The organism is Sodalis sp. (in: enterobacteria) (genome assembly GCF_051710625.1).
Taxonomy (GTDB): domain Bacteria; phylum Pseudomonadota; class Gammaproteobacteria; order Enterobacterales; family Enterobacteriaceae; genus JBPESN01.
Map to the genome: position 1 here is coordinate 1 of NZ_JBPESN010000036.1, position 23,167 is coordinate 23,167.

General features: G+C 54.4%; 30 protein-coding genes and 7 pseudogenes. 19 read left to right on the top strand and 18 right to left on the bottom strand.

Translation table 11 applies throughout. The features are described from left to right. The coding region (locus ACTBDU_RS10050; protein ID WP_438806367.1) for a DDE-type integrase/transposase/recombinase at positions 1–431 on the top strand (431 nt) is incomplete at its 5' end. 151 nt (positions 432–582) lie between these two features. Then, positions 583–1,224: pseudogene (pyrE, locus tag ACTBDU_RS10055) on the top strand (orotate phosphoribosyltransferase). Between the two features lie 124 nt (positions 1,225–1,348). Here pyrE and slmA read toward each other — a convergent pair. The 3 genes and pseudogenes from slmA to coaBC form a co-directional block, all read right to left on the bottom strand. Further along, positions 1,349–1,919 (bottom strand): annotated as a pseudogene (gene slmA / locus ACTBDU_RS10060) (nucleoid occlusion factor SlmA). 118 nt (positions 1,920–2,037) lie between these two features. Continuing rightward, a complete protein-coding gene (gene dut, locus ACTBDU_RS10065) occupies positions 2,038–2,496 on the bottom strand; it encodes a dUTP diphosphatase (protein WP_438806368.1) in 459 nt (152 codons plus the stop codon). Further along, entirely contained in the window at positions 2,474–3,688 is a 1,215-nt protein-coding gene (coaBC, locus tag ACTBDU_RS10070; protein ID WP_438806369.1) for a bifunctional phosphopantothenoylcysteine decarboxylase/phosphopantothenate--cysteine ligase CoaBC, read from the bottom strand. The genes dut and coaBC overlap by 23 nt, the downstream gene beginning before the upstream one ends. Positions 3,689–3,893: 205 nt before the next feature. On the opposite strand from coaBC, the pseudogene radC reads away from it, so the two are divergent. The 4 genes and pseudogenes from radC to mutM form a co-directional block, all read left to right on the top strand. After that, a pseudogene (radC, locus tag ACTBDU_RS10075) lies at positions 3,894–4,553 on the top strand (RadC family protein); the annotation flags it as partial. A 242-nt stretch (positions 4,554–4,795) separates the two neighbouring features. Further along, positions 4,796–5,032: a 50S ribosomal protein L28 gene (gene rpmB, locus ACTBDU_RS10080; protein WP_025424096.1), complete on the top strand. Its 237-nt coding sequence runs from the start codon at positions 4,796–4,798 to the stop codon at positions 5,030–5,032. Positions 5,033–5,048: 16 nt separating this feature from the next. Next, positions 5,049–5,216: a 50S ribosomal protein L33 gene (gene rpmG / locus ACTBDU_RS10085; RefSeq protein ID WP_438806370.1), complete on the top strand. Its 168-nt coding sequence runs from the start codon at positions 5,049–5,051 to the stop codon at positions 5,214–5,216. A 101-nt stretch (positions 5,217–5,317) separates the two neighbouring features. Beyond that, positions 5,318–6,127, top strand: coding sequence for a bifunctional DNA-formamidopyrimidine glycosylase/DNA-(apurinic or apyrimidinic site) lyase (gene mutM, locus ACTBDU_RS10090; protein ID WP_438806391.1), 810 nt, complete (start codon positions 5,318–5,320; stop codon positions 6,125–6,127). Positions 6,128–6,152: 25 nt separating this feature from the next. On the opposite strand, the gene coaD is transcribed toward mutM, so the two are convergent. The 7 genes from coaD to ACTBDU_RS10125 form a co-directional block, all read right to left on the bottom strand. Then, positions 6,153–6,635 carry a pantetheine-phosphate adenylyltransferase gene (gene coaD, locus ACTBDU_RS10095; protein WP_438806371.1) on the bottom strand — a complete coding sequence of 161 codons (483 nt, stop codon included), beginning with the start codon at positions 6,633–6,635 and terminating at the stop codon, positions 6,153–6,155. Then, the gene (locus ACTBDU_RS10100) at positions 6,632–7,411 is read right to left on the bottom strand and encodes a glycosyltransferase family 2 protein (RefSeq protein WP_438806372.1); all 780 of its coding nucleotides are present in this window, start codon (positions 7,409–7,411) and stop codon (positions 6,632–6,634) included. Before ACTBDU_RS10100 ends, coaD begins: the two co-directional genes overlap by 4 nt. Then, positions 7,412–8,680, bottom strand: coding sequence for a lipid IV(A) 3-deoxy-D-manno-octulosonic acid transferase (gene waaA, locus ACTBDU_RS10105; RefSeq protein ID WP_438806373.1), 1,269 nt, complete (start codon positions 8,678–8,680; stop codon positions 7,412–7,414). A gap of 218 nt (positions 8,681–8,898) precedes the next feature. Next, positions 8,899–9,993 carry a glycosyltransferase family 4 protein gene (locus ACTBDU_RS10110; RefSeq protein WP_438806374.1) on the bottom strand — a complete coding sequence of 365 codons (1,095 nt, stop codon included), beginning with the start codon at positions 9,991–9,993 and terminating at the stop codon, positions 8,899–8,901. 204 nt (positions 9,994–10,197) lie between these two features. Beyond that, positions 10,198–10,485 (bottom strand): glycosyltransferase family 9 protein, encoded by a 288-nt coding sequence (locus tag ACTBDU_RS10115; protein WP_438806392.1) that lies wholly within the window; start codon positions 10,483–10,485, stop codon positions 10,198–10,200. After that, on the bottom strand, positions 10,403–10,576 hold the full coding sequence (locus ACTBDU_RS10120) for a hypothetical protein (protein WP_438806395.1): 174 nt from the start codon (positions 10,574–10,576) through the stop codon (positions 10,403–10,405). Before ACTBDU_RS10120 ends, ACTBDU_RS10115 begins: the two co-directional genes overlap by 83 nt. Positions 10,577–10,906: 330 nt before the next feature. Next, positions 10,907–11,485, bottom strand: a complete 579-nt coding sequence (locus tag ACTBDU_RS10125) for a helix-turn-helix domain-containing protein (RefSeq protein WP_438806375.1) — start codon at positions 11,483–11,485, stop codon at positions 10,907–10,909. A gap of 176 nt (positions 11,486–11,661) precedes the next feature. On the opposite strand from ACTBDU_RS10125, the gene ACTBDU_RS10130 reads away from it, so the two are divergent. The 9 genes from ACTBDU_RS10130 (at position 11,662) to ACTBDU_RS10170 (ending at position 15,830) form a co-directional block, all read left to right on the top strand. After that, positions 11,662–11,898 (top strand): helix-turn-helix domain-containing protein, encoded by a 237-nt coding sequence (locus ACTBDU_RS10130; protein ID WP_438806376.1) that lies wholly within the window; start codon positions 11,662–11,664, stop codon positions 11,896–11,898. Between the two features lie 72 nt (positions 11,899–11,970). Beyond that, positions 11,971–12,807: a hypothetical protein gene (locus tag ACTBDU_RS10135; RefSeq protein ID WP_438806377.1), complete on the top strand. Its 837-nt coding sequence runs from the start codon at positions 11,971–11,973 to the stop codon at positions 12,805–12,807. Further along, entirely contained in the window at positions 12,788–13,942 is a 1,155-nt protein-coding gene (locus tag ACTBDU_RS10140) for a Mu transposase C-terminal domain-containing protein (RefSeq protein WP_438806378.1), read from the top strand. Before ACTBDU_RS10135 ends, ACTBDU_RS10140 begins: the two co-directional genes overlap by 20 nt. Before the next feature lie 11 nt (positions 13,943–13,953). Further along, complete coding sequence (locus ACTBDU_RS10145; RefSeq protein WP_438806379.1) at positions 13,954–14,460, top strand: AAA family ATPase; 507 nt, start codon at positions 13,954–13,956, stop codon at positions 14,458–14,460. 58 nt (positions 14,461–14,518) lie between these two features. Beyond that, positions 14,519–14,899, top strand: coding sequence for a hypothetical protein (locus tag ACTBDU_RS10150; RefSeq protein WP_438806380.1), 381 nt, complete (start codon positions 14,519–14,521; stop codon positions 14,897–14,899). Further along, positions 14,896–15,159 carry a hypothetical protein gene (locus ACTBDU_RS10155; RefSeq protein ID WP_438806381.1) on the top strand — a complete coding sequence of 88 codons (264 nt, stop codon included), beginning with the start codon at positions 14,896–14,898 and terminating at the stop codon, positions 15,157–15,159. Before ACTBDU_RS10150 ends, ACTBDU_RS10155 begins: the two co-directional genes overlap by 4 nt. A gap of 48 nt (positions 15,160–15,207) precedes the next feature. Next, on the top strand, positions 15,208–15,423 hold the full coding sequence (locus tag ACTBDU_RS10160) for a hypothetical protein (RefSeq protein ID WP_438806382.1): 216 nt from the start codon (positions 15,208–15,210) through the stop codon (positions 15,421–15,423). Then, on the top strand, positions 15,413–15,565 hold the full coding sequence (locus ACTBDU_RS10165) for a DUF3164 family protein (protein WP_438806383.1): 153 nt from the start codon (positions 15,413–15,415) through the stop codon (positions 15,563–15,565). The genes ACTBDU_RS10160 and ACTBDU_RS10165 overlap by 11 nt, the downstream gene beginning before the upstream one ends. A 46-nt stretch (positions 15,566–15,611) precedes the next feature. Next, complete coding sequence (locus tag ACTBDU_RS10170) at positions 15,612–15,830, top strand: DUF3164 family protein (protein ID WP_438806384.1); 219 nt, start codon at positions 15,612–15,614, stop codon at positions 15,828–15,830. A 110-nt stretch (positions 15,831–15,940) separates the two neighbouring features. Here the strand turns inward: ACTBDU_RS10170 and ACTBDU_RS10175 are convergent. From ACTBDU_RS10175 to ACTBDU_RS10200, 6 genes and pseudogenes are all read right to left on the bottom strand, one after another. Beyond that, positions 15,941–17,088: pseudogene (locus tag ACTBDU_RS10175) on the bottom strand (IS3 family transposase); the annotation flags it as partial. 56 nt (positions 17,089–17,144) lie between these two features. Beyond that, positions 17,145–17,411 carry a terminase large subunit domain-containing protein gene (locus tag ACTBDU_RS10180; protein ID WP_438806385.1) on the bottom strand — a complete coding sequence of 89 codons (267 nt, stop codon included), beginning with the start codon at positions 17,409–17,411 and terminating at the stop codon, positions 17,145–17,147. Further along, positions 17,398–17,799: a terminase large subunit domain-containing protein gene (locus ACTBDU_RS10185; protein ID WP_438806393.1), complete on the bottom strand. Its 402-nt coding sequence runs from the start codon at positions 17,797–17,799 to the stop codon at positions 17,398–17,400. The genes ACTBDU_RS10180 and ACTBDU_RS10185 overlap by 14 nt, the downstream gene beginning before the upstream one ends. Beyond that, positions 17,796–18,017, bottom strand: coding sequence for a phage protein Gp27 family protein (locus tag ACTBDU_RS10190; RefSeq protein WP_438806386.1), 222 nt, complete (start codon positions 18,015–18,017; stop codon positions 17,796–17,798). Before ACTBDU_RS10190 ends, ACTBDU_RS10185 begins: the two co-directional genes overlap by 4 nt. Before the next feature lie 490 nt (positions 18,018–18,507). Beyond that, on the bottom strand, positions 18,508–18,837 hold the full coding sequence (locus tag ACTBDU_RS10195; RefSeq protein ID WP_438806387.1) for a hypothetical protein: 330 nt from the start codon (positions 18,835–18,837) through the stop codon (positions 18,508–18,510). An 827-nt stretch (positions 18,838–19,664) separates the two neighbouring features. Then, positions 19,665–19,962: pseudogene (locus ACTBDU_RS10200) on the bottom strand (putative holin); the annotation flags it as partial. A 338-nt stretch (positions 19,963–20,300) separates the two neighbouring features. On the opposite strand from ACTBDU_RS10200, the pseudogene ACTBDU_RS10205 reads away from it, so the two are divergent. Continuing rightward, positions 20,301–21,075: pseudogene (locus ACTBDU_RS10205) on the top strand (DNA adenine methylase). Positions 21,076–21,103: 28 nt separating this feature from the next. Here the strand turns inward: ACTBDU_RS10205 and ACTBDU_RS10210 are convergent. Beyond that, the gene (locus ACTBDU_RS10210; protein WP_438806388.1) at positions 21,104–21,271 is read right to left on the bottom strand and encodes a hypothetical protein; all 168 of its coding nucleotides are present in this window, start codon (positions 21,269–21,271) and stop codon (positions 21,104–21,106) included. A gap of 350 nt (positions 21,272–21,621) precedes the next feature. Continuing rightward, a complete protein-coding gene (locus ACTBDU_RS10215; RefSeq protein ID WP_438806394.1) occupies positions 21,622–21,981 on the bottom strand; it encodes a DUF3102 domain-containing protein in 360 nt (119 codons plus the stop codon). Between the two features lie 207 nt (positions 21,982–22,188). On the opposite strand from ACTBDU_RS10215, the gene ACTBDU_RS10220 reads away from it, so the two are divergent. The 3 genes and pseudogenes from ACTBDU_RS10220 to ACTBDU_RS10230 all read left to right on the top strand — a co-directional run. After that, complete coding sequence (locus ACTBDU_RS10220) at positions 22,189–22,473, top strand: hypothetical protein (protein ID WP_438806389.1); 285 nt, start codon at positions 22,189–22,191, stop codon at positions 22,471–22,473. Positions 22,474–22,512: 39 nt separating this feature from the next. After that, positions 22,513–22,854 (top strand): IclR family transcriptional regulator, encoded by a 342-nt coding sequence (locus ACTBDU_RS10225; protein ID WP_438806390.1) that lies wholly within the window; start codon positions 22,513–22,515, stop codon positions 22,852–22,854. 12 nt (positions 22,855–22,866) lie between these two features. Next, positions 22,867–23,167 (top strand): annotated as a pseudogene (locus ACTBDU_RS10230) (DUF3102 domain-containing protein); the annotation flags it as partial.

Below are 23,167 nucleotides of genomic sequence, written 5' to 3' on the forward strand. Positions count from 1 at the left end.
TCGCGAGGAAACCGGTGGGCTGGGCTATATCGTTCTCCCCGGACAGCAGACTGACCATCAAAGCACTGGAAATGGCATGGGAAACGCGTGGTAAACCAGCCGGAGTGATGTTCCACAGCGATCAGGGTAGCCACTATACGGGCAGGCAGTTCCGACAGTTGCTGTGGCGTTGCCGGATCAAACAAAGCATGAGTTGGCGTGGTAACTGTTGGGATAACAGTCCGATGGAGCGCTTTTTCAGAAGTCTGAAAAACGAGTGGATACCGGTAACGGGCTACATAAGCTTCAGCGAAGCAGCTTATGAAATTACCGACTATATCGTGGGATATTACAGCGCACTTAAGCCGCATGAATATAACGGTGGGTTGCCACCAAACGAATCAGAAAATAGATACTGGAAAAACGCTAACGCGGTGGCCAGTTTTAGTTGACCACTACACCGGCGTTTGTACAGAAGCATGCCGCTAGCCAATTTATGGCTGGCATTTTGGTAACGGCCATTTTATCATCCCCCCGGCGCCGATACCTTTCAGATACTCTGCACCATAGCTTGTCCAACCCACCGGTGAGGAGTAACAGTCCGTGAAAAGGTACCAGCGTAAATTTATCGAGTATGCATTAAACAAACAGGTATTAAAATTCGGCGAATTTACGCTTAAATTCGGCCGTATCAGTCCCTATTTTTTTAATGCCGGTTTGTTTAACACCGGTCGCGATCTGGCTTTCGTGGGGCGGGTTTACGCCGCGGCGCTGATAGATTCCGGTGTGAGTTTCGATGTGTTATTCGGGCCGGCCTACAAGGGGATTCCCATTGCGACGAGCATCGCGGTGGCGCTGGCGGAGCAACATCAACGGGACGTGCCCTATTGTTTTAACCGGAAGGAAGACAAGGACCACGGCGAAGGCGGTACGCTGGTCGGCAGCACGCTACAAGGTAAAGTGATGCTGGTGGATGACGTTATCACCGCAGGTAGCGCTATTCGCGAGTCGATGGCGATTATCGCCGCGCACCAGGCAACGCTTGCCGGTGTAATGATTTCCCTGGACAGGCAGGAAAAAGGGCGCGGTGAGACCTCCGCTATTCAGGAGGTGGAGCTGGATTATCCCTGTTAAGTGCTTGCCATCATCACGCTGGCGGATTTAATTGCCTATCTGGAAGAAAAAGGCGAAATGGTTGGCTATCTCGCCGCGGTCCGTGCCTATCAGCAGCAATACGGCATTTGAACGGGCGGGGCGAGACGGGCGATCCACGTCGGTGCCGATCGTTGTAAAGGCGTCGTTGACAGGCCGTGACGCGACACTATGCACCACGTCGCGTCGCTCAGTGCAGCTGCGCTACCAAAAGCGGTCAACGTAGCTCAAACTCCTGCGTGGGCCGGTATTTGAACTCGGTGCGCACAAAGCGTGACAACATCCCTTCGCAAAAGGCCAGCTGCTGGCTGGCAAGCAGCGATTCATCCAGCTCAAACGCTTCACCCTCGCGCAGTATTGCGCTCGCGTAATACCTGGCGCAGCTGAACCTCGATACGTTCATAAAGCTGGTTAATGCGGCCCTGAAGCCTGTCTTGTTCAAACATCAGCGCGTGACCGCTCATGATACGTGTAAGACCCGGATTACGTTCTGCGAAGCAGAGAAGCAATAACAATATCAGACGAAGCCGATTTAGGGTCTCTTTCTCATCCTGTAGGATCAAATTTATCCGGCTAATCAGGCTGTCCTCAATAAATTCGATCAGGCTGTCGAACATCCGGGTTTTGCTGGGAAAATGGCGGTAAAGCGCGGCTTCCAAAACGCCAACATTGGCTGCCAGTTTCGCGGTAGTAATACGTTGGCTACCGTCGCTGGATTCAAGCATCTGCGCCAATGCCTGCAGAATCTCCTCGCGGCGGTTGCGTTTCGTATTCTCTTTTTCTGCCATGCTAAATGGGTCCCTGAGTCATCACTGTCAATAATGGTTAAGCACCCGGCATCGGCCATAACGCGCGGCGTTAATGGATTTTTTTTCGATGCCGGGTAGTGGGCCGAATCGTCAGGGGCTATTGTCGCCCGGAGTGGCCGAAGCCCCCCTCGCCCCGTTCGCTGGTATCAAAGGATACCACCAGATTGAATTCCGCCTGCACAACCGGCACAAAGACCATCTGCGCCATGCGCTCCCCGGGTTCAATCGTGAAAATGTCCTTGCCGCGGTTCCATACCGAAACCATTAGCGGCCCTTGGTAGTCGGAGTCAATCAGTCCCACCAAATTGCCCAAAACAATGCCGTGCTTATGGCCCAGTCCGGAGCGCGGCAGGATTACCGCCGCCAGATTAACATCGGCAATGTGAATGGCCAGCCCGGTCGGGATTAGGGTGGTTTCCCCCGGCGCCAGCACCACCGGCTCATCAATGCAGGCGCGTAAATCCAGACCGGCGGACCCCGTAGTGGCGTAAGCCGGCAGTGGGAAACGATCGCCAATGCGGCGGCCCAGGATCTTAACGTCGATTTTTTTCATCATAACGGCTGACAATCTCGTTAATTAGTTGTTGAGCGAGCAGTGATTTATCGCTCAGAGGTAATTGGAGTTCCCCGTCCCGCCAGAACAGATGCAATGCATTGTTGTCACTGTTAAACCCTTGACTGGTCCGGGAAACGTCATTGGCGCAAACCAAATCCATCCGTTTATTGATACGCTTTTGCCGGGCGTATTCTTCCATATTGTGGGTTTCGGCGGCAAATCCGACGACGTAAGGCCGGTGTTCGGTTAACGCACCCACGGCCGCCACAATATCAGGATTTTTAATCAGGGTGATCATCAGGTCATCGCCCTGTTTTTTGATTTTTTCCGGTGAAAAGCGGCTGGCGCGATAATCCGCCACCGCTGCACAGCCGATAAAGATGTGCTGCTGCGCGATGGTACGCATCACCGCATCCTGCATTTCAAGCGCGCTGGTTACGTCTATACGCGCCACGCCGGCAGGCGTTGGCAGAGAGACCGGGCCTGCTATCAAGGTTACCTGCGCGCCCTTGGCCGCGGCGGCGCGGGCGATAACGAAGCCCATCTTGCCCGAGCTGTGATTGCTGAGAAAACGTACCGGATCCAGCGCTTCCCGTGTCGGCCCGGCGGTTAGCATGATATTGAGGTGGCTCAGCGAGCGATAGGGGGTGAAGTGCTGCACCACAAAGTCCACTAGCACCAGCGGGTCGGGCATTCGACCCGGGCCGATATCGCCGCAGGCCTGGCTGCCGCTGTCCGTCCCCCACAACAGCACACCCCGGCCTTCAAGCGTGGCCAGGTTCGCCTGCGTGGCCGGCGCCCGGTACATTTGTTGGTTCATGGCCGGCGCTGCTGCGACAGGGGCCGCCGTCGCCAGGCACAGGGTGCTGAGCAGATCGTTGGCCAATCCCGCCGCCAGGCGCGCCAGCAGATCGGCGGTCGCAGGCGCCAGCAGCACCAGATTGGCCCATTTTGCCAGCTCGATATGGCCCATCGCCGCCTCGGCGGCAGGATCCAACAGATCGTCCGCCACCGGGTAGCCCGATACCGCCTGCAAGCTTAGCGGGGTGATAAACGCCTTCGCCGCTGCCGTCATGACCACGCGCACCTCGGCGCCCCGTTCGCGCAAACGGCGCACCAGTTCTGGGGTCTTGTAAGCGGCGATACCGCCGCTAACGCCCAGTACAATGTGTTTACCGGCCAGTCCCGTCATCTTGCATGTCCCGGTGAGAATATGGTTATAGCCATTTTATCATAACCCTCCGTGCCACGGTCATTTGTCTGTTTACGGCCATTTTGGAATCGTGATTCGCCTTTTTATCGCGCCACGTCGAACGACTTTATCGCCGCTGGCATTATACAACCAGCGATGAACGGTGCCCGGGGAGGAGCAGGCGGTGGAGAAAACGAATAAGAAAATCTGGCCCTCAACGCGGGCGCCGCGTGAAAAGCTGATTGCGCTCGGTCCCGACGCGCTGACGGACATCGAATTGCTGGCGCTATTCTTACGCACCGGCACCCGCGGCAAGCATGTTCTGCAATTCGCAGAGGAACTGCTGGCGGAGTTTGGATCGTTCGACAAACTGATGACCGCCGACCACCGGACCCTCAGCGCCACGCATGGACTGGGGATCTCGAAATGTACGCAACTGCGGGCGATTGGCGAAATGGCCCAGCGCATCTTTCGTTCGCACCTGATGCGCGAGGATGCGATGACCAGTCCGGATATGGCCCGGCGTTACCTGCAGCAGATTCTGGTATGCCGGGAAAGAGAAGTGTTTGTGGTCATGTTTCTTGATAACCGCAATCGTCTTATCAACCATCAGGAATTATTTCAAGGAACGGTCAATAGCGTAGAGGTCCATCCGCGGGAAATCCTCCGTGCGGCGCTCAAGATCAATGCGGCGGCGATTATTTTGGCGCACAATCATCCCTCAGGTAACGCCGAGCCGAGTCGCACCGATCGCAAAGTAACGGTGAGGGTGGGCAAAGCCTGCCTGTTTCTTGACATCCGGGTGCTGGACCAGCTGGTTATCGGCGCGGGTGAAATGGTTTCTTTTGCCGAAAAAGGCTGGCTGCAAGCGTTTTTCCCGCTATCCTGCGGGATCTTTAGTCGTGCGGGACTTGAGCAGTTGCGCGTCAAAGCGTATACTACCCCACCTTTGAGAATCTTGGGTGTAGCGTTGAGCGCCTATCTCAGCAGAATCTCTCTGTTGAACGTCTCTCCTCAGTGAAGAAGATGCTGAGATGGGCTCTAAAGCCTAACGAGGCGGCTATCACCTTTCAGAGCTCAAGCTGATTTGGTTTTTGGAGAAAAGAGATGTCCCGAGTCTGCCAAGTTACTGGCAAGCGCCCGGTGAGCGGCAATAACCGCTCCCACGCAATGAATGCGACCAAACGCCGTTTTCTGCCTAACCTGCACTCTCACCGTTTTTGGGTTGAGAGCGAAAAACGCTTTGTCACGCTGCGCGTATCTGCTAAAGGTATGCGTGTAATCGATAAGAAGGGCATCGAAACGGTTTTGGCCGATCTCCGTGTCCGCGGTGAGAAGTATTAAGGTAAGGAACTAAATCATGGCTAAGGATGTTCGCGAGAAGATCAAGCTGGTTTCTTCTGCTGGTACTGGTCACTTCTATACCACTACGAAAAACAAGCGTACCAAACCTGAAAAGATGGGATTGAAAAAATTCGATCCGGTAGTACGCCAGCATGTGATTTACAAAGAAGCCAAAATCAAATAATTTTGGCGACTGGTTAAAACCCCGGCTTCGGCCGGTTTTTTTATGGGCCGCCGGGCGTGCTATTCTCGGCCGGCGGACATCCCGCTGACAGGAAGTATCAGATGCCGGAATTACCGGAAGTGGAAACCAGCCGCCGGGGGATTGGACCTTGGGTAGCGGGGCAGACCATTCTGCGGGCGGAGGTGCGCAATGCGCGGCTGCGCTGGCCGGTGGATGAAGAAATCATCGCGCTGCGGGACCAGCGGGTGCTGAGCGTACAGCGCCGGGCGAAATATCTGCTGTTGGAGCTGGAGAAGGGCTGGATCATTATCCATCTCGGCATGTCGGGACGTTTGCGCGTGCTGCCGCAGCCGCCGCCGCCGGGAAAGCACGACCATATTGATTTGGTTATCAGCAACGGCTGCATCATCCGCTACACCGATCCCCGGCGCTTCAGCGCTTGGCTGTGGAGCGATGATCGGCGCACTAGTCGGGTTCTGGCCCACCTGGGACCTGAGCCGCTGAGTGATAAGTTCGATGGCCGCTGGCTGTATCAAAAGTCGCGCAATAAACACACCTCAATCAAACCTTGGCTGATGGATAACACGCTGGTGGTCGGCGTCGGTAATATTTACGCCAGCGAATCCCTGTTTGTCGCCGGTATTCTGCCCGGCCGCGCCGCCTGTTCATTGGGCGAAGAAGAAGCGGGATTGTTGGCTGAGAGTATCAAGGCGGTGCTGCTGCGCTCCATTGAGCAGGGCGGCACCACGCTGCGGAATTTTCTGCAGTCCGACGGCAAGCCGGGCTATTTTGTGCAGGAGCTTCAGGTTTACGGCCAGGGGGGCATACCCTGCCGGGTATGTGGGACGCCAATACAGCTGGCCAAGCACGGCCAGCGCAGCACCTTTTTCTGTCCTGCATGCCAACACTAGAAGGGCGGCGCTAACGGGGCCGCCGTCAGGGGTGCAGCCGCGCCCAGACTTCTTTGGCGATGGGCGCGGGCAGAAAGTGGTCCACATTGCCGCCGTGCAGCGCCACCTCTTTCACCAGGGTGGAGGAGATATAGGACCAGGCCTCGGCGGGTAGCATAAACACCGTTTCCAGCGCCGGCATCAGATGACGATTCATTTTCGCCAGCTGCATCTCATAATCGACATCCGTCATTGCGCGCACGCCGCGGATGAGGATATTCGCCTGCTGCTGGCGGGCGAAATCAGCCATCAGATCGCTAAATCCTGTGACGTTCACATTGGGCAGGTGTGTGGTAACCTGGGTTGCCAGCGCGACACGTTCATCCAAATCAAACAGCGGACATTTGCTGGGGCTGGCGGCAATCGCCAGCACGACAACATCAAACATTTTTGCGGCGCGTGTCACCAAATCCAGATGGCCATTGGTCAGCGGGTCGAAGGTGCCGGGATAGATGGCTTTGTTGGTCATTGGTCATTTCCCTTCACGGAGTGGCTTAAGGCCCACAGGGTGGCGTATTTATTGAAAGTACATTGCGCGTTCACCACCGCGAGCAACCAACCCTGTTTACCGTCCAGAAAACCGGCGCGCAGCAGCCAGGTCTTGAAAAAAGCGCCGCTGGTGTGGCTGATAATGGCGAACAGGCCGCATGTGCGCCCCTGGCGATGGCGCTCTCGCGCCCAGGCTTCCGCGTACTGTAGCTGTTTACGCTGAAAAGCCGGCAAATCGCGGCAGGTCAGATGCTGTAAATCCCCCGTCAAAGCAACGACATCGGCGTCGCCCGTCGCCAGGGATTCATGGACCGGCAGTGCGTTATAGCGATAGCGCTCGCGCGCGTACAGCCGCACCACCGGATCCGGATACCAGCCGCTGTGGCGCATGAAGCGGCCGAGAAACAGATTACGCCGCGCGCAGCTGTAAACCGCATTGGGATCGGGGTGTTGTAGCACGTCTTGAATCGCCTGGCGTAACGGCGGCGTGACGCGCTCATCAGCGTCAAGCATCAGGATATAATCGCCGCTGGCATACGCCTGCGCCCGCTGACGCTGAATGCCGAAACCCGCCCAGTCCGTAGACTGGAAGACGCGCGCTCGCGCCTGTGCGGCGATATGGCGCGTTTCGTCAACGCTGCCGGCATCCAGCACCACGATTTCATCCGCCCAGCTCACCGACGCCAGACAATCCGGCAGCAGTTCAGCCTCATTGCGGGTAATGAGCACCACCGACAGATGCTTTCTATGCGACATTTACTGACTCCGTTGCGGCAGATAGGGCTCCAGCAAATTCAACAGGCGCTGAAGCGCACCCTGATTCTGGTGCAGCACCTTGACGGCGTGACGGCCGTAGTACAGACGGTAATCCTCGTCGGTCAGCAGGGTGGAGACCGACGTGACCAACGACACTACGTCGGTCACGGTAATCAAACCGCCGGCTTCGGCCAGTTTGTTGCAAATATCGCGGAAATTAAAAGTATGCGGCCCCATCAGCACAGGGATGGCGTGCGCTGCCGCCTCCAGAGGGTTATGGCCGCCGCGCTCCACCAGGCTGCCGCCGACAAAGGCCAGATCGGCGATACCGTACAGCAGCATCAGCTCGCCCATGGTATCCCCTACCACCACCTGCGTGCTGCCGGACGGAATTTCGCCGCTGCTGCGCATGATGTAATTGAAGCCGGCCTTCATGGTCATTTCCCGCGCCGCCGGAAACCGTTCCAGGTGGCGCGGAACCAGGATCAGCAGCAGATCGGGAAAGTTGGCCAGTAGCTGGCGATGGGCCTGTAATAACAGCGTCTCTTCGCCCTCATGGGTGCTGGTGGCTATCCATACCGGGCGCCGGGGCGCCCACTGGCGACGCAGCGTAAGCGCCCGCGCCGCCAGCTCAGGAGTGACGGAAATATCAAATTTCAGGCTGCCCGTGACCGCTAACTGGTTCTTTTTCAGCCCGAGCTCCAGGAAGCGGGCGCCGTCCTCTTCATTTTGCGCCGCGATGAGAGTAATACGGCGCATGATGCCGGCGACGAAACCGATAAACCTTTTATAGCCGGCGGCGGCGCGGGCAGACAGACGCGCATTGGCGACCACCAGCGGGATGCCGCGGTGGTGCAGCGCCTTGATAAGGTTAGGCCACAGCTCCGTTTCCATGATGATAACCAGCTTGGGGTTCACCTGATCGAGAAAACGGCTCATCGCCCCAGGCAGATCATAGGGTAGGTAGACATGATGGACATTTTTACCGAACGCCGACTGTACCCGCTCCGAGCCGGTGGGCGTCATCGTAGTGACGGTAATGGGTAGCAGCGGATAGCGGTGGCGAAGTGCACGCACCAAAGGGATGGCCGCGAGCGTCTCGCCGACCGACACGGAATGCAGCATGATGCCCCCGGGTTTTACTTTGCCCCGGCAAAAGCCGTAACGTTCGGCCCAGCGCAGGCGGTAAACAGGCGCTTTTCTGCTGCGCCATAATAATCGTATCCATACCAGCGGCTGGATTAAGACTATGATTATGTTGTAGATCATTATAATTAACTATTGTAAGGCACAGCGACTCATGTGCTGAGTGAGTTTTTAACCAGATAATGTGAATGTCCCCAAACCGGGGACATGTTAGCAGATAAGTCATTATCCCTCATTAGCGGTGAGGCATTTACCTGATTAGTGCTGAAAGCCGGCTGTGCCGCGAGCCAGCAAAACCGGCGTCAGGTCTATAATAACAGTTGCCGGTACAGCGTCGTAAGCTAATGCGATAGATGCGCGGGCGTACAGTGACTCACCCGTTGACGCGCGGCCTCCCCCATCGTGGGGTCCTGCTCCCGGGAGGGCACCTCGGCGGCAAACGTCCGCAGACTGGCGGTATCCAGCGCGTCGCAGACAAAGCCCTCGCGTCCCTGCTTGATGAGCTCCGCACCGCCGCAGCGCTGGCTGGTGATAACCGGCAGGCCGCAGGACATGGCCTCGAGAATCACATTGGGAAACGGATCGTACAGCGTCGGCAGGATCAGCGCGTCGGCGGCGTGGTAACAGGGCAATACTTCCTGGAGGACCCCGGCGAAACGCATGCGCGACAGGCAATCCAGGCTTCGCGCCAGCGCCTGATAGCGGCGCTGATGTTTGTCTTGTCCGACGACGATCAGGTAGCGATCGGTGGCCGCCACTGCCTCAAGGGCCTGCCGCAGCCCTTTGCGCGCAAAACCGGAACCGACGAAAATCAGCGCGCAGGCCTGCTCCGGAATCGCCAGCGCTTCCCGGGCCGCCCGGCGTTGCGCCCCGTCGGCGGGCGCAAATCGCTGGGGATCAATGGCGTTGTATATCAGGGCGAACTTATCCTCCGCCACGCCGTAGTAACGCATGATATCGTTTTGCACCATCGCCGAATTGCAGATGATTTTCTTAAGCTTAGGCAAATGAAACATTTCTCGCTCCGCCGACAGGATATAACGGTGATAGCGGCTGATATACGTCAGCCAGCGCTGGTGGGCAGGGATGATACGCGCGCGCTGCTCCAGCCACGCCTGGTGGACGCCATCGCCGGCGCGAAAGACATCGCAGCCGGCGATGCGCTCGTGGCTTTGCACCAGACTGAACTGGTGCTGTTGCCAGTACTGCCGGGCGGCCGCGGCAAAACCGCGCTCGCGAGCGATGCGGCCGCGGCCGCCTGGATTACAGATATGCACATGCCAGTCAGATTTGGGCTCCCCTGACCACTGGCGGGTAATGATGTTTAGCTCCAGTCCGCTGTTATCAAGCGCCTCCAGGGCGCGGGAGATAAAGCGTTCCGCGCCGCCGTCGGGACGGTATTTTTGCCGTACTATCGCCAGGCGGATAGTTGTCATATAGAATTTTCCCTTGCCGCCGCGGACCGCGGGCGCCTGTCTAGGATGGCGTAAATGCTCCTGTTGGCACCGCACCCTGTGCAGGCAGTAATGTTTCTGCCCGCGCTGTGCTGTTTTATGGCGCAGACTTTCTTACCACCGTCGGCTTTTCTGTCGCAAGAGAGGTCATTGCCGCCTCCAGCACCGGCTCAAACGGTATGACGCTCAGGTAGCGCTGCCGGGTCTGAGTATCAATGGTATCGGGATCCGGTAGTTCAGCATAATCCCCTGCCCACAGCACGATACTTTTTCGCTCCATGGCCGCCAACGCTGCAGTTTGGTGGGGCCGAACAGCACCACACAGGGGGTATTCAGCGCCGCCGCCATATGCATTGGCGCTGAATTGACGCCGATGAACAGACGCGCGCCATCAATAACCGCCGCCAACTGAGGAAGCGATAACCGCCCCGCCAGATTGACGGGCTTTAACCCCGCGGCAAAGCGAAATAATATGCGCCACCATCTCTTGTTCATGCTTATCCGGTCCGGCGGTCAGCACCACCGGCAACCCGCACGTTGCCAAACCATCAATCAACTGCATCATTTTGGCGTCGTCCTAGCATTTATACAACTAGCGCGATGTGGGCTGGATGACGATGTAGTCGCCCATCACATGATGTTCGCACAGCTTCGCTTTGTGGGGTGGCAATCATTTCTAGACTCTTAAGTTAAACGATGGGTTAGCCGGAAGCCCTTTAATGGCGCGGCTTACAGAGATTTTACAGATTCTGGACTCGAATGACTGTGGTTTGAGCAGACTTAAAGCCAGTTTAAACGCCTTTTGGGCATCCATTAGATATATGTAAATTAGGTTAAAAACTATTAGTAAATCATAAAAATAATGAAATGAGATAGATAATGGCCTAATCTTTATTTAGGCCGCTCCACTTTTCTTACAGTTTAAGCTTGCCACATCTTCTACTGCACACTTTTCAGATACCGCCCCCTTTTTAGCTTCGTGTAGGGCTATCAGACGTTCTTTTTCTTCTTTTGGAAGTTGGAGTAACAGGCTATCTAAGTCATCTTTACGTCCTGATAACGCCAATACGCTTTTTGCCCCTTCTTGCAAAAGCAGGCTTATTAATGCCTCTAAATCTTTTTTATTCAGCGACTTATAAATCATATGCCAAGTAGCTTCTAAAGGATCTTCCACTAGGCTTTCCTCGTTAATCGACTGAATCTCGCTAGTTGAGGCCACTTCTTTTTGAGTGTATAATGAACCAAATGCAAGCCAGTCCAGGCTGACGTGTTCCTTATATGCAATGCTCTGCACCACTGTAAAAGATGGTTCTGTACCTCTAGTTAAATAGTCGTGCAATGTTGAGAAGGATAACCCCCATTCAGTTGCAGCAGCTCTAGCGCTTTTATTGCCTATAAGTTGTTTAAGGCGTGCGACAAAATTTTCTTTTCTATCCATATCAAAAGCAAAATTACTTGTTTTCTTCTTCCTCATTTTCTTTTCTCTATAGCTTATTGATTATAGTTAATAAAATACAAAAATATCTCTCATATAGAGCGATCAGAAAAGAAAATTCATTATTTGCTTTACTTTTCTTAAATTTGAGATCTCATTGCTGTATGGGCAAGCCCCATGACTTACCCACATGGTTAACTTTTTAGGGTAATCGAATGTTAGATAGAAATGAAGTAAATCATCGTGACTGGCAGCGGATTGATATCGTGGCCTTCCTGCACAAGAAAGGGATCACCATGCAAGATCTCTCCCGTGGCTCGGGGCTGGCGTCCAGCACGTTAAAAAACGTGCTGTATCGTCCCTATCCCAAAGGTGAACGCATTATCGCTAATGCACTCAATGTGGATCCGGCCAGCATTTGGCCGAGTCGTTATATGAGCAAAGTGTTGTAATTATGTTTGTTACGGTGAGTGAGTCGGTTTACCCGGATTGCCTGGCACACCTTGCAGGAACTTCGCTGGTCATTGAATAAGCGGACTGCAAATTCACCCGATTTAGTCTGTAAGCGTTCAGGCACCAAGGCTTTCGAGTACCACATCGATTGTTTGCCGGAACAAACACGCAAGATCATCAAACAACGGCACTATAAATCCCTGATTGCGCAATCCCCGGCCCAGCCGGTTAATGAGTCGGTCAAGCGCAGTAGCGCCATCAAGTCGCGCGATGAGCTGGCGATCATGCGTCAATGTCCGACCCTGATCGAACGCAAGGTGCAGGCTCTGAACGATCAGCAGAAGCAGATTGCCGATGCGCGCATGATGCTGGCACAGGAAGTGGTCCGGTTACAGCAGGCCGGCATGACCCGCATTGCGTCGGCGACCTTTATCGTCGATGAGTCAAAGGCCAGCACATTGCCCGAGGCCCTGCAGCGCGCCGCCACGCTGGCTAATGCCAAAAAGGGCCGCACTGGGCAAGGGGTGGGCAAAAGCAGCCTACAGGAATGGGTGAGTTTCTATCTCAGCGCTGAGCGGCCCCAGGAGCGTCTGGCGATACTGGCTCCCGGGAAGCTGAAGAAGCAGCGCCCCGAGGAGATGACGTGGTTCTACGCCCTGTTCTGGCCGCATTATGCCCGACCCTGTGGCCCGCGACGGTGCTGGAAGCCTACCGCGCATTTCAGGCGGACTGGCAGAGTAAATACCATGATTAGCCTGCCATGCTGGCGGCCCTGCCGACCTACGACAAGGTCAATCGCATGGTCAAGCGGGTTGCGTCCAACCGAAGGGTTAAGGGCCGGGTCACCGGCTCGGCGCTCAAGGCGTATCAGGTGTACCAGCAGCGGGATTGGGCGCAGATGCCGGTAAATGGCTGCTGGATAGCCGACGGCAAGTCGCTGAACATGAAAGTGGCGCATCCGATACACGGGCGGCCCTTTCCCCGGAGCTGACTTTGGTGCTCGACGGGCGTACCCGCTATCTGGTGGGCTGGAGCCTGTCACTGGCAGAAAACGCCATCGCGGTAGCGGATGCGTGGTGTTATGCCATCCAGCACCACGGCAAGCCGTTGTTTACCTACTTCGATAACGGCCGCGGCGAGACCAACAAGATGCTGGATGTGGATATTACCGGGATTTTTCCCCGGCTGAGTATTGAGCATATTACCGGTATCCCCGGTAACCCGCAGGCGCGGGGCATTATTGAGCGGCTGAACGGCGTGCTGCCACGCAGGCTGGCCCTGTGCTTTCAGACCTATAACGGATTGAGCGCCGACCCCAACGGGGCGCGGGTGCAGGGGCAAAAATTGCTGAGTCTGTCGAATGCCCTGCGTCAGGGGAAGGAGCTGAACACCACGCAGCAAAAGACGCTGGCGATATTGCCCAGCTGGCGGCAGCTGATAGACGCCATTGAGGAGGAGGTGCAGCGCTATAACCACAGCCACGAGCACAGCGCGTTACCGAAGGTCAACGGTAAATCGATGACGCCGGTCGCTTACTGCAAGGCCCTGCTGGCTGAGGAAGGGGACAACGTTGAATACCTGACGCCAGGCGAGTTGCGCGAGATGTTTATGCCGGAAGAAAAACGCGTGGCCCAGCGTGGTTGGGTTGAACTGCTGAATAACCAGTATTTTGCCAGGGAGCTGATTGAGGTAGACCGCCAGACGGTGCGGGTGGCTTACGATATCCATAATCCTAATGAAGTGATTATTCGCCAGATGGACGGGGTCTATCTCTGTACTGTGCTGTGGAATGGCAATACTGCCTCGCCGGTGCCGGTTTCCAGAGTGGAAAAAGCGCTGGAAGCGCGCGCTAAGCGTCGCATTAAACTCGCCGAAAGCAAAATTCAGGATGCAAAAGACGAATTACGCCCGGTGATTGATGCTCCCAGGGAGAGCGATTACAGCCTGCTGATACCCCAGGTATCGGCACCCGAAAAAGACAAGGTGCATTTATTTGAATCCAAATATAAGCACGATATCAAGCAGGTCGGTAATAACCGGTAAGGATATATTGTATGACAACGCGAGAACGTATTTTCCAGCTGATGGCGCGGTCAGGCTATACCCAGCGCAAGGTGGCTGATAAAACCGGATTAAGCGGCGCGACCATTTCACAATATTTAAAGGGGGTTTACAACGGCAATATTGATAACGTCGAGGGCACACTGCGAGATTTTTTTGACCGTAAGACAGAGTGCGCCTACCGGCGGGACATCAAGGTGAATTTTGCGCCGACCCATCTGGCCAGGGTGGCGCTTGACCTGATTAGTGCCACGCACGACGTCGGCGATATCGGTGTGATATACGGCCCGGCCGGCATGGGGAAAAGCATGGTGCTGAAGGAGTATGTGCGCGCCAACAGCGCCAACAGCGCCAATAAAGGCGTCATCCTGATTGAAGCCGACCCCGACTATACCGCCAAGGTGTTATTGCAGGCGCTGTGCGCCCGGCTGGGTCTGCGGAAAACTGGCAATATCCATGATCTGGTCGAGGAGTGCGTACAGGGGGGGGCTGCGCGATAAGTACTGGCTGGTCCTGGTTGATGAGGCTAAGCTGCTGCCTTACAGGGCGCTTGAGGTCTTGCGACGCATTTACGACCGTTCCGGGGTGGTCATTGTATTGGTGGCGGGGGTGCCGCGTCTGCTGCTCAATCTGAAAGGCTCACGCGGGGAATACGCCCAGCTCTATAGCCGGGTGGGCATGGCGTTAGACCTGGCGTTCCGCAGGAAAGAGAGCGAAACCGAGGATTTCAGCGCTATTCTCGGAAGTCTGTTATCGAACGGTGAAGCATCGGGCGAGCCGCTTACGCCCGAGATTGCCGCCGCCTTTCGCAAGCATTCACGGGGCAATTATCGCCGCCTGTTTAAACAGGCGCGCGGGGTGGCCCGGACAAGCGCTATCGGCAATCAGGGGATGTCCGTGACGTTAATCGACCGCTATGCAGAAATGCTAATTCATTGAATGAAAAAAGTATGTCAGTCCATCATGAAGATGTATCGACCAACAATCATCTTATCGCTGCGATGACGCAGGCAGAAGCCGTTATACAGTATTTAACGATAAAAGGCGTGAGTGTAAAAGGCGTGATATTGCATGACTGCAAGCCGGTTATCCCTATTGAACACCATACGCTCTGTGAGCAATTATTAAAAAGGCTCAGGCGAATTATATCCCCGTTGGCAAAAACGCACGGGGTGGTTTTAAGCAAGGGGCATTCATGAAAGGTGGATGTAAGGTTATTTGGTCAGCATCATTATATTGAGCTCACCATGACAATTGAAATTAGCATTATTGCTCAGCAAACTTCCATCGGCATTGATGTAAATATCAATGCCAGCGGCACGGACAGTGAAGTTGAAAAGAAGGAAGCCCAGTTTATTCACGATGTACTTGCCACCGTATTATCATGCCGGGCTGATTTCGAGGCTATCAATAAAAACTCTATTGCCAATATATTTAACAGGAGAGGTCATCATGTCCACTAACTTACATGACAATACGGTGTCCGCCGGTTACTGGCAGGATGCCAAGGGCGCATTGATACCCGACGCCATGGTAACGCCCATTGATAAGGAGCGTGACGCGCTGGTCAAAGCTATTGTGGCACGCGCCCGGCCGCTTGCATGAGGCATTGAGAGATCTTAAACACCGCGCGTTTGTCGATATCTAGGCATTGATTGACCTGTCGGTTGAACAATACGGGGTGAAGCGTGACGGCAGAAAAAGCAATGTGACGCTGTATTCCTTTGATGGCTGCCACAAGGTTATTCGCGCGCTGCAAGACCGCATTACCTTTGATGAGCGTATCCAGGCCGCCAAGGCGTTAATTGATGATTGCATGGCAGAATGGACGCAGGATGCGCGACCGGAGCTGCTGGCTATTATTGATTAAGCCTTTTCCACCGATAAGAACGGTGATATTAATCCGGCCCGTATTCTGCAGCTGCGTTGCCATGATATGGCCGACCCGCGCTGGTTACGGGCGATGGATTGTAGTGGCCAACTAAAACTGGCCACCACGTTAGCGTTTTTCCAGTATCTATTTTCTGATTCGTTTGGTGGCAACCCACCGTTATATTCATGCGGCCTGAGTGCGCTGTAATATCCCACGATATAGTCGGTAATTTCATGAGCTGCTTCGCTGAAGCTGTTGTAGCCCGTTACCGGTATCCACTCGTTTTTCAGACTTCTGAAGAAGCGCTCCATCGGACTGTTATCCCAACAGTTCCCCCGCCGACTCATGCTTTGTTTGATCCGCTAACGCCACAGCAACTGTCGGAACTGCTTGCTCGTATAGAGTGGCTACCCTGATCGCTGTGGAACATTACTCCGGCTGGTTTACCACGCGTTTCCCATGCCATTTCCAGTGCTTGGGGAGAACGACATAGCCCAGCCCACCGGTTTCCTCGCGAACAGATCAAGAACAACCGCAAGGTATGCCCAGCGTTTCTCGGTCCAGATATACGTCACATCGCCGCACCATACCTGGTTTGGCTCCGTTACAGTGAACTGGCGCTCAAGATAATTCGGGATCGCAACATGCTCCTGACCGCCACGCTTATACCTGTGCGTCTGCTGCTGACAACTGACCAGCCCCAGCTCTTTCATGAGCCTGCCTGCGAGCCAGCGCCCCATCCGGAAGCCTCTCTGGGTTGCCATGGTGGCGATACTTCTCGCGCCAGCTGCACCATGGCTGATACTGTGCAGTTCATGAACCTGACTGCGCAATACCGTTCGCCTGCCGTCTGGCCTGTCAGGACGACTTTTCCAGTATTTGTAACTGCTGCGATGAACCCTGAACACGTGGCAGAGTGTGGCGACAGGATAATGCGCTCTGAGTTTCCCGATTAACAAGAACTGTTCAGGGAGTCTGACATCAAGAGCGCTGTAGCCTTTTTTAATATTTCGTTTTCCATTTCGATGCGTTGTACCTTCTTCTTAAGCTCACGTATTTCGATTTGTTCCGGGATTATGGGAGAGGCTTTTGGCGTTTTCCTCTGTCGCTCATCACGCAGTTGTTTTACCCATTTCGTCATCGTAGAAAGGCCGACGTCCATGGCTTTTGCTGCTTGCGCGGCGGTGTAATTTTGGTCGACAACCAGTTGAGCGGATTCGCGTTTGAATTCAGGACTAAAATTTTTTCTTTTCATTGGTGCACCCGTGTTGTTCTGAGGTAAGCATATCACCTCTGTTCAGGTGGCCAAATTCAGTGTGCCACTACATCATCGTTCAGGGCGGCACGCATTTCGGCAACATCGCGCGGCAGCCCTTCACGCACCGCCTGATAGATATCCACCACATGACGTGACCAGACGGTATCTAAGGACGCATCGGTCATCAGTTCATAGAATTTGTTGCCTTTGCCGTTCGGGGTGGAGGTAACGCGCAGCGTATAGCCGTTCGATATCACCGAAAATAGCGCCGTCCAGATTTTGCGGCTGTCGGCATGAAAGACAAACTCATCGAGAAACACATTGGCGGCAAAGCCACGCGCCGTATCCGGGTTCGCAGGGAAGTGCGGTAATGCGCGAGCCGCCGGGCAGCACCGCCTCTAACATCGTGTAACGCTTGCTGCCCGACCCTTTCACGCTGCCTTCGATTTCACGGATGGCCAGACCGTACGCCTGACAATGCTTTTTGCCCCCTTTTTCCATCGCCTCTTTGGCCTGGCGTTCACCGCGCGAGAGAATAACCCAGCGGGTGCGGCCGCCCCGGGCCTCGGTCTCAAAGCAGTCATCAACCAGCTCCAGCGTGGTGGTAAAGGTTTTGCCGGTCTGACGGGCAAACTGGCCGATCTTAAAGCGCGACCAGTCGAGGAGCCAGCGCTGTTGGTAAAGGTAAAGCGGTAGGGCCGCGCTTATTTGATGATCCCGTAAATCTGGTGACGGACACGCTGCACGGTTTCTAGGCTGACGTGGCCGTCGTTATTTTTGACTCCCTGCTTCAGCGCATCCAGCTGGGCGGCAATTTTCTCGCGCACCTCCGCCTGATAGCGTTTGAGACTGACCGACGAGGGGGTCAGGATGGCAATGCTTTTATCCACTTTGGCTAACAGCGACGCGCGCTCTGCGGGCTCCATCTCTTCATCACTGGCTTCACAGATAGCGGCAAAGCGGCGTTGCACCTTCTGGCTGTAGCGGGAAATCTGCGCCCGACCGATGCTATACCCTTTATCACACAGCAGCGTCTCCAGCTACCAGGAGCCACTGAAATTGCGCTTCGTCAGCGCCCGGTCGAGCCATTCACGTACCGATGGCGGCAATACCTCGATATGACTACACGGTGCCATCGTCACTCCCTCCAGTACTTCGCTGGACGGGAAAGGCCGGGGATATCGTCAGTGACGTATTCCACCTGGTTCACTCCTTCCGGCGTCAGCGTGGCGGTCCGCACGAGCGGGCGGGCGGGTCAGACGGACCAGCCGCAGGCCCTCTAAAAACAGCAACTCTTTTTTCAGCTCCATTAAGGTTAAATCGGGGTAGAGTAAATGCCCGACATCAAACAGCAGCCGGTCATTGGCCGGATAGGGCCTTGCCTTAGCCCTTCCCGGCGCGCCTGCTCGGTATCTATCATACGTTTCCTCCTGTCGCCTGACGCAATTGAATGTTTTCCAGCTTCTGGTAAATCGCGTCAAGCCGGGACTCCAACACCTGCTGATAATGAATAAATTTGTCGCGCCGGACGTAACGCTCCGGCACCTCGACCTTGAATTCCAGTACCTCGCGCTCAAGGCGCGACCCCTTATCAGCGGAATTGCACATTAATCGCTCCAGTGACGCAAACCGCTTCGCCTGACGCTTTTCGGTCTCACGGATAGACCAGCGGGCGAGGCCAGCAAGAAAACCAACCAGCCCAAACAAATAGCTGACCAGCACCCAAAAATCGACTTGCAATGTCATGGTTGTAATCCTTCGATGTAATCCAGTAAGCCATTTACCTGCGTTCGCCAGACACGGCATTGCTGCCTGTTGTCGGTGATATTGGCGAGGATATCGCGCTGGGTGACCGGACTGGGGCGGAGCGGTTCACCAGCGGACGCAGGGGGCCGGGGCGTTTTTCCAGCGACGCCGGGAGTGGCGGTAGCGCCTGGATCGTTGGCGTCAGGCACACCGAGGGCGGTGTTGTAGTGCTGCACGAAGCCACGAGTAAATACGCAGGACACAGCATGAGGCTGGCCTCTTTCATCCAGAAAGCCGTAGGTAACATCAGCTATCTGCCCCTTAAGTTGACGGTTTTCGGCGTTTATTCGTGCACCCGCCCACCAGGTAATTCCGCTCGCTCGTATGGGCAACTGCAACCTGACGCTCAAAACGCTGTTGCAGGGCGTGCAGGCTTTGCGCTGCCTGTTCGGCGCGTTGCTTTTCTTGCACTGCAAATGTCTCACGCAGCTGATGGAGGGTTGCCTCGCTCCGCTGCGTTGCCCGAGTGCTGCCTTGCGTGTAGCCGTGCCACCAGGCGAGGGACAACAGCGCGCCACAACGAGCTGCACATTGAAAGTTTTTATCCCGCTGACGTTAAACGCAGCTTGCCCCTCCCAGGTCAGGTAACGCGGTGCCAGAACTTTTAATATGCGCCGGGGATAATGACGATTCTCGCGCCAGACGCTCACGCTACGTCCGGCATTCACCCGCTCAATGTTGTCAAACCAGCGACCGCCATCGTACCCTTGCTGTTTCGCAAGACGGTGGTCACCTGTAACCCAGCCCAGGCCGCCGTTGTAGGCCGACAAGGTCATCGCCATGCGCTCACAGCGATTCACCGGCGCCACAATCACCGCCCGGCGCAGCTGCGCGGCCGCAAACACCTAATGGTAGCCGCGCCGCGTACCGGATGTCGGCCTTGCGCCACCTCAGGGTGGTCATGGTGCAGGTATTGACCGGGGGACGGGCTTTGGGGAATAGCGAACGGTCAAGCCAGTAACCGGTCATCGCCGCCAGGGTAATCAAGGCCAGCCTGTAGAGCACCACCGGCAACTGCTGCGGTGAGACCAGGCCGATCATCAGCAATAAACCGGTGGCGGTCAGTAACTAACCGCTCAATCGCGGGGTTGTTAATAACGGTAAGGTTAATTTTTTTCGCGTTTTCATCACCATCTCCCTGAGAATCAGGCAAACAGCATGACAAGGCAAGGCGCCAACCGCTTTAAAAGCGGTTTACTAGTGGGAATGAGCGTGAGTGGTTAGGTCAGGCACAGTCATTAGCCCCTAACGGGCAAGGGAAAAAGCGCGACCTCCTCAGAGTAGTCGCACCGGACAGGTCGTCAACACACAGACAGCACCTGTGAGTCAATTGTGGCCCTTTCATTCTCGACAACAGGGAAGAGTCTACACCAATTTCCATTAGTGAAAAAGGCTTACAGACAATGCAGCAAAAATTTTTACCGATACTGCTCTGGATAAACGGTAAACGGCGGCTGGCAAAACAGATTTTACCACGCTGCCCGGCGCATACCTGTACCTGCTACGTGGAGCCATTTTATGGCGCAGCGGCGCTTTTCTTTATGAAGTCACCCAGCAAGGTGGAAGTGATTAACGATATCAACGGCGAGCTGGTCAATCTCTATCGAGTACTGAAACATCATCTGGAAGAGTTTATGCGCCAGTTTAAATGGGCGCTGGTCAGCTGGGCGATGTATTAATGGTTAAACATCACGCCGACCGAGACCTTAACCGATATCCAGCGGGCCGCCCGTTTCTATTACCTGCAAAAATAGGCGTTCGGCGGCAAGGTGGCGGAACACGCCTTTGGCGTGACCACTACCAGTGGGTCACGCCTGGACCATGCTACGCATGGAAGAAGAGCTGTCGCTGGCTTATCTGCGATTATCACGCACCACCATTGAACACCTGGACTGGGCCAGCTGTATTGCCTATTATGACCGTCTGCACACGCTCTTTTACTGCGATCCGCCGTATTGGGGGACGGAAAGCTATGGGGTGGATTTTGGCCTGGAGCAATACGAAAAACTGGCAGCTATGGGACAAGACCTGGCGGGAATGATGATTATTCCCGTCAATGATATTCCGCAGATGCACGACGTGTTTCGAGACTTTTCGATGGAAAGCGTCCCGATTCGCTATAGTCTCAATAGCAATCAGCTTACTCAACGGCGTGAGCTGATTATTACCGTTAAATAATCCCTTCCGCGGCCACGGGTAGGGAAGGTTAAGCGCGGTGACGGGTGGCTTTTTTCTCTGTCGTTGCTGTCAAGGTGCGTTTAGCCACTTCGCAGGTTTCGCCTAAAATATGTCGAAAGGCAGTTAACACTTCCGCTTTTTCTTCATCGCTCACCACATCGAGCGCACTGGCTTCATCGCTGCGCTCCACGGTCATCACATAAAGAAGATCGACCCCTCACGCTTTCGCCGCGATTAAGTATCCCGCATCCGGATGCCGCTCACTTTTTTCATAATTATACTGGATAAGTTTTTTATCCCCACAGCGTTCGGCAAAGATTTCCTGGCTAAGTCCTAACCGCAGGCGTTCCGACTTTAAGCGATCTCCCACGCCTTCCGGCGTCAGCGTGACCTACTACTGGGTATCGAGCGGAGCCTGTTCATTGCTCGTAGCCGTTGTAAAGGTCTTTCCAGACAGTTGCTGACTTTAATTGCTGTAATTGTTTTTTTCAGCCACCAGTTGTCGGCTGCGCTTAGGCGCAGCTTCATCTTTACGTAATGCCGCCTTCAACTCCCTGACTGACATGCGATAGTGCCGCCTTCGGCTAATGCCGCAAGATCTTCATTATCTTCAGTCATCAACTCAAAGAGTTTTGTTTTGCTTAAAGTTGCCAGCACTGGCAGTTTTGATTGCAAAGTTGCAGATAGATATTTAATTGAGATCTGCATTATTCTTGCAGCTGTTCGATATGAAAGCCCAAGGTTTCCTTCAACGATTTTCATGAAATCCCCATGCGGCTCATTCTCTTTTAGAATAATGAGCCGCTTACCCACCTCCAGCATGGCTTCGGCACTTTGCGCCATGAAGCGCGCCTCATGAACAATTCTCTCCCTTTCATAGGGCAGCCCACCCTCAAAACGTGTCATCACCTCCTGTTGAGTACTTTTTTCTGCATTTTTTTCAGAGTATGCAATTGCCCCCTCGCAATCGTGATATTGTCCACCCTACTTACAGACAGGCTGGTTGCCGCTTTTTTCTTTGCCATACAGGTCTCCTTTAGGCCGTTAACAGCCAGTAGCTCTTAACGGTGATAAGAGATATACAAAAACAAACAAAAAATATTTTACATTATTTTGTACGTCGATGTATATTTATTTTCAACTTTTTATGACGGAGATAAAACAATGTCACCACAACATTCCGCCAACTTTAAGCGCAATTTTTATGACCGAGTCTATCAGGACTACCCGACGATGGCGGCATGGGCACGCCAATCCGGCTTCAAATCCTATCAGGTTTACATGTTACTTGATAGCCCCTGCCAGAGCGGGCGCGGGGAAGCCCGCAAAATCAAACAGGCGATTGAACAGATCATAGATTCCCCTATGCCATCGGGCAAAAAGCGCCACAAAAAATAACATTCGCCTGTTTCACTGACGGTAACACAATTTCCATTAATGAAAAAGAAGCATCCGATGAAGAACACCTTATCACTGTACGCGTCTTCACGAGCACGCCGAACGCTGCGGATCCTGAAAGCCATGAAGGGACATCACAACAACAATGGCCTGTTTAATAAGGCGCTGGCGGATCTGGTCAATGATTCTCCGGCTAATATCAGCCGTACCCCGCCGTTTTTAATGGAAAAGGGCATGGTTGAGCAATGCTCCAATGGGTATTACAAGCTCGGCAAACAATTGCTACAGATTGCCCTTGCCTATTTCGATGAAGTCAACCGGGCACAAATCAAGATGGCAGAAAAACGCGGGCGCTGCCTAGCCTCACCGTCAAAACTGTAAGAGGAAAAAATAATAAGTAAAAAAGCGTTACCGATCACGGCTGAAATTGCTCCCGAACAACCGTTGGCACCAAATTTAATGAATAACCTTAACGCCCTGGCTGAACATCAGCAAACCATTATGGACAAGTACGGCGAGGGACTGCCCTATGAACGCGAGCGCATTGTGCATGAAGCACGCTTCTATATGGCGCAAAGTGCCGAAGCCATGCTGGAGGTGGGTAAGCGGCTCATTATTCTAAAAGAGAATGAGCCGCATGGGGATTTCATGAAAATCGTTGAAGGAAACCTTGGGCTTTCATATCGAACAGCTG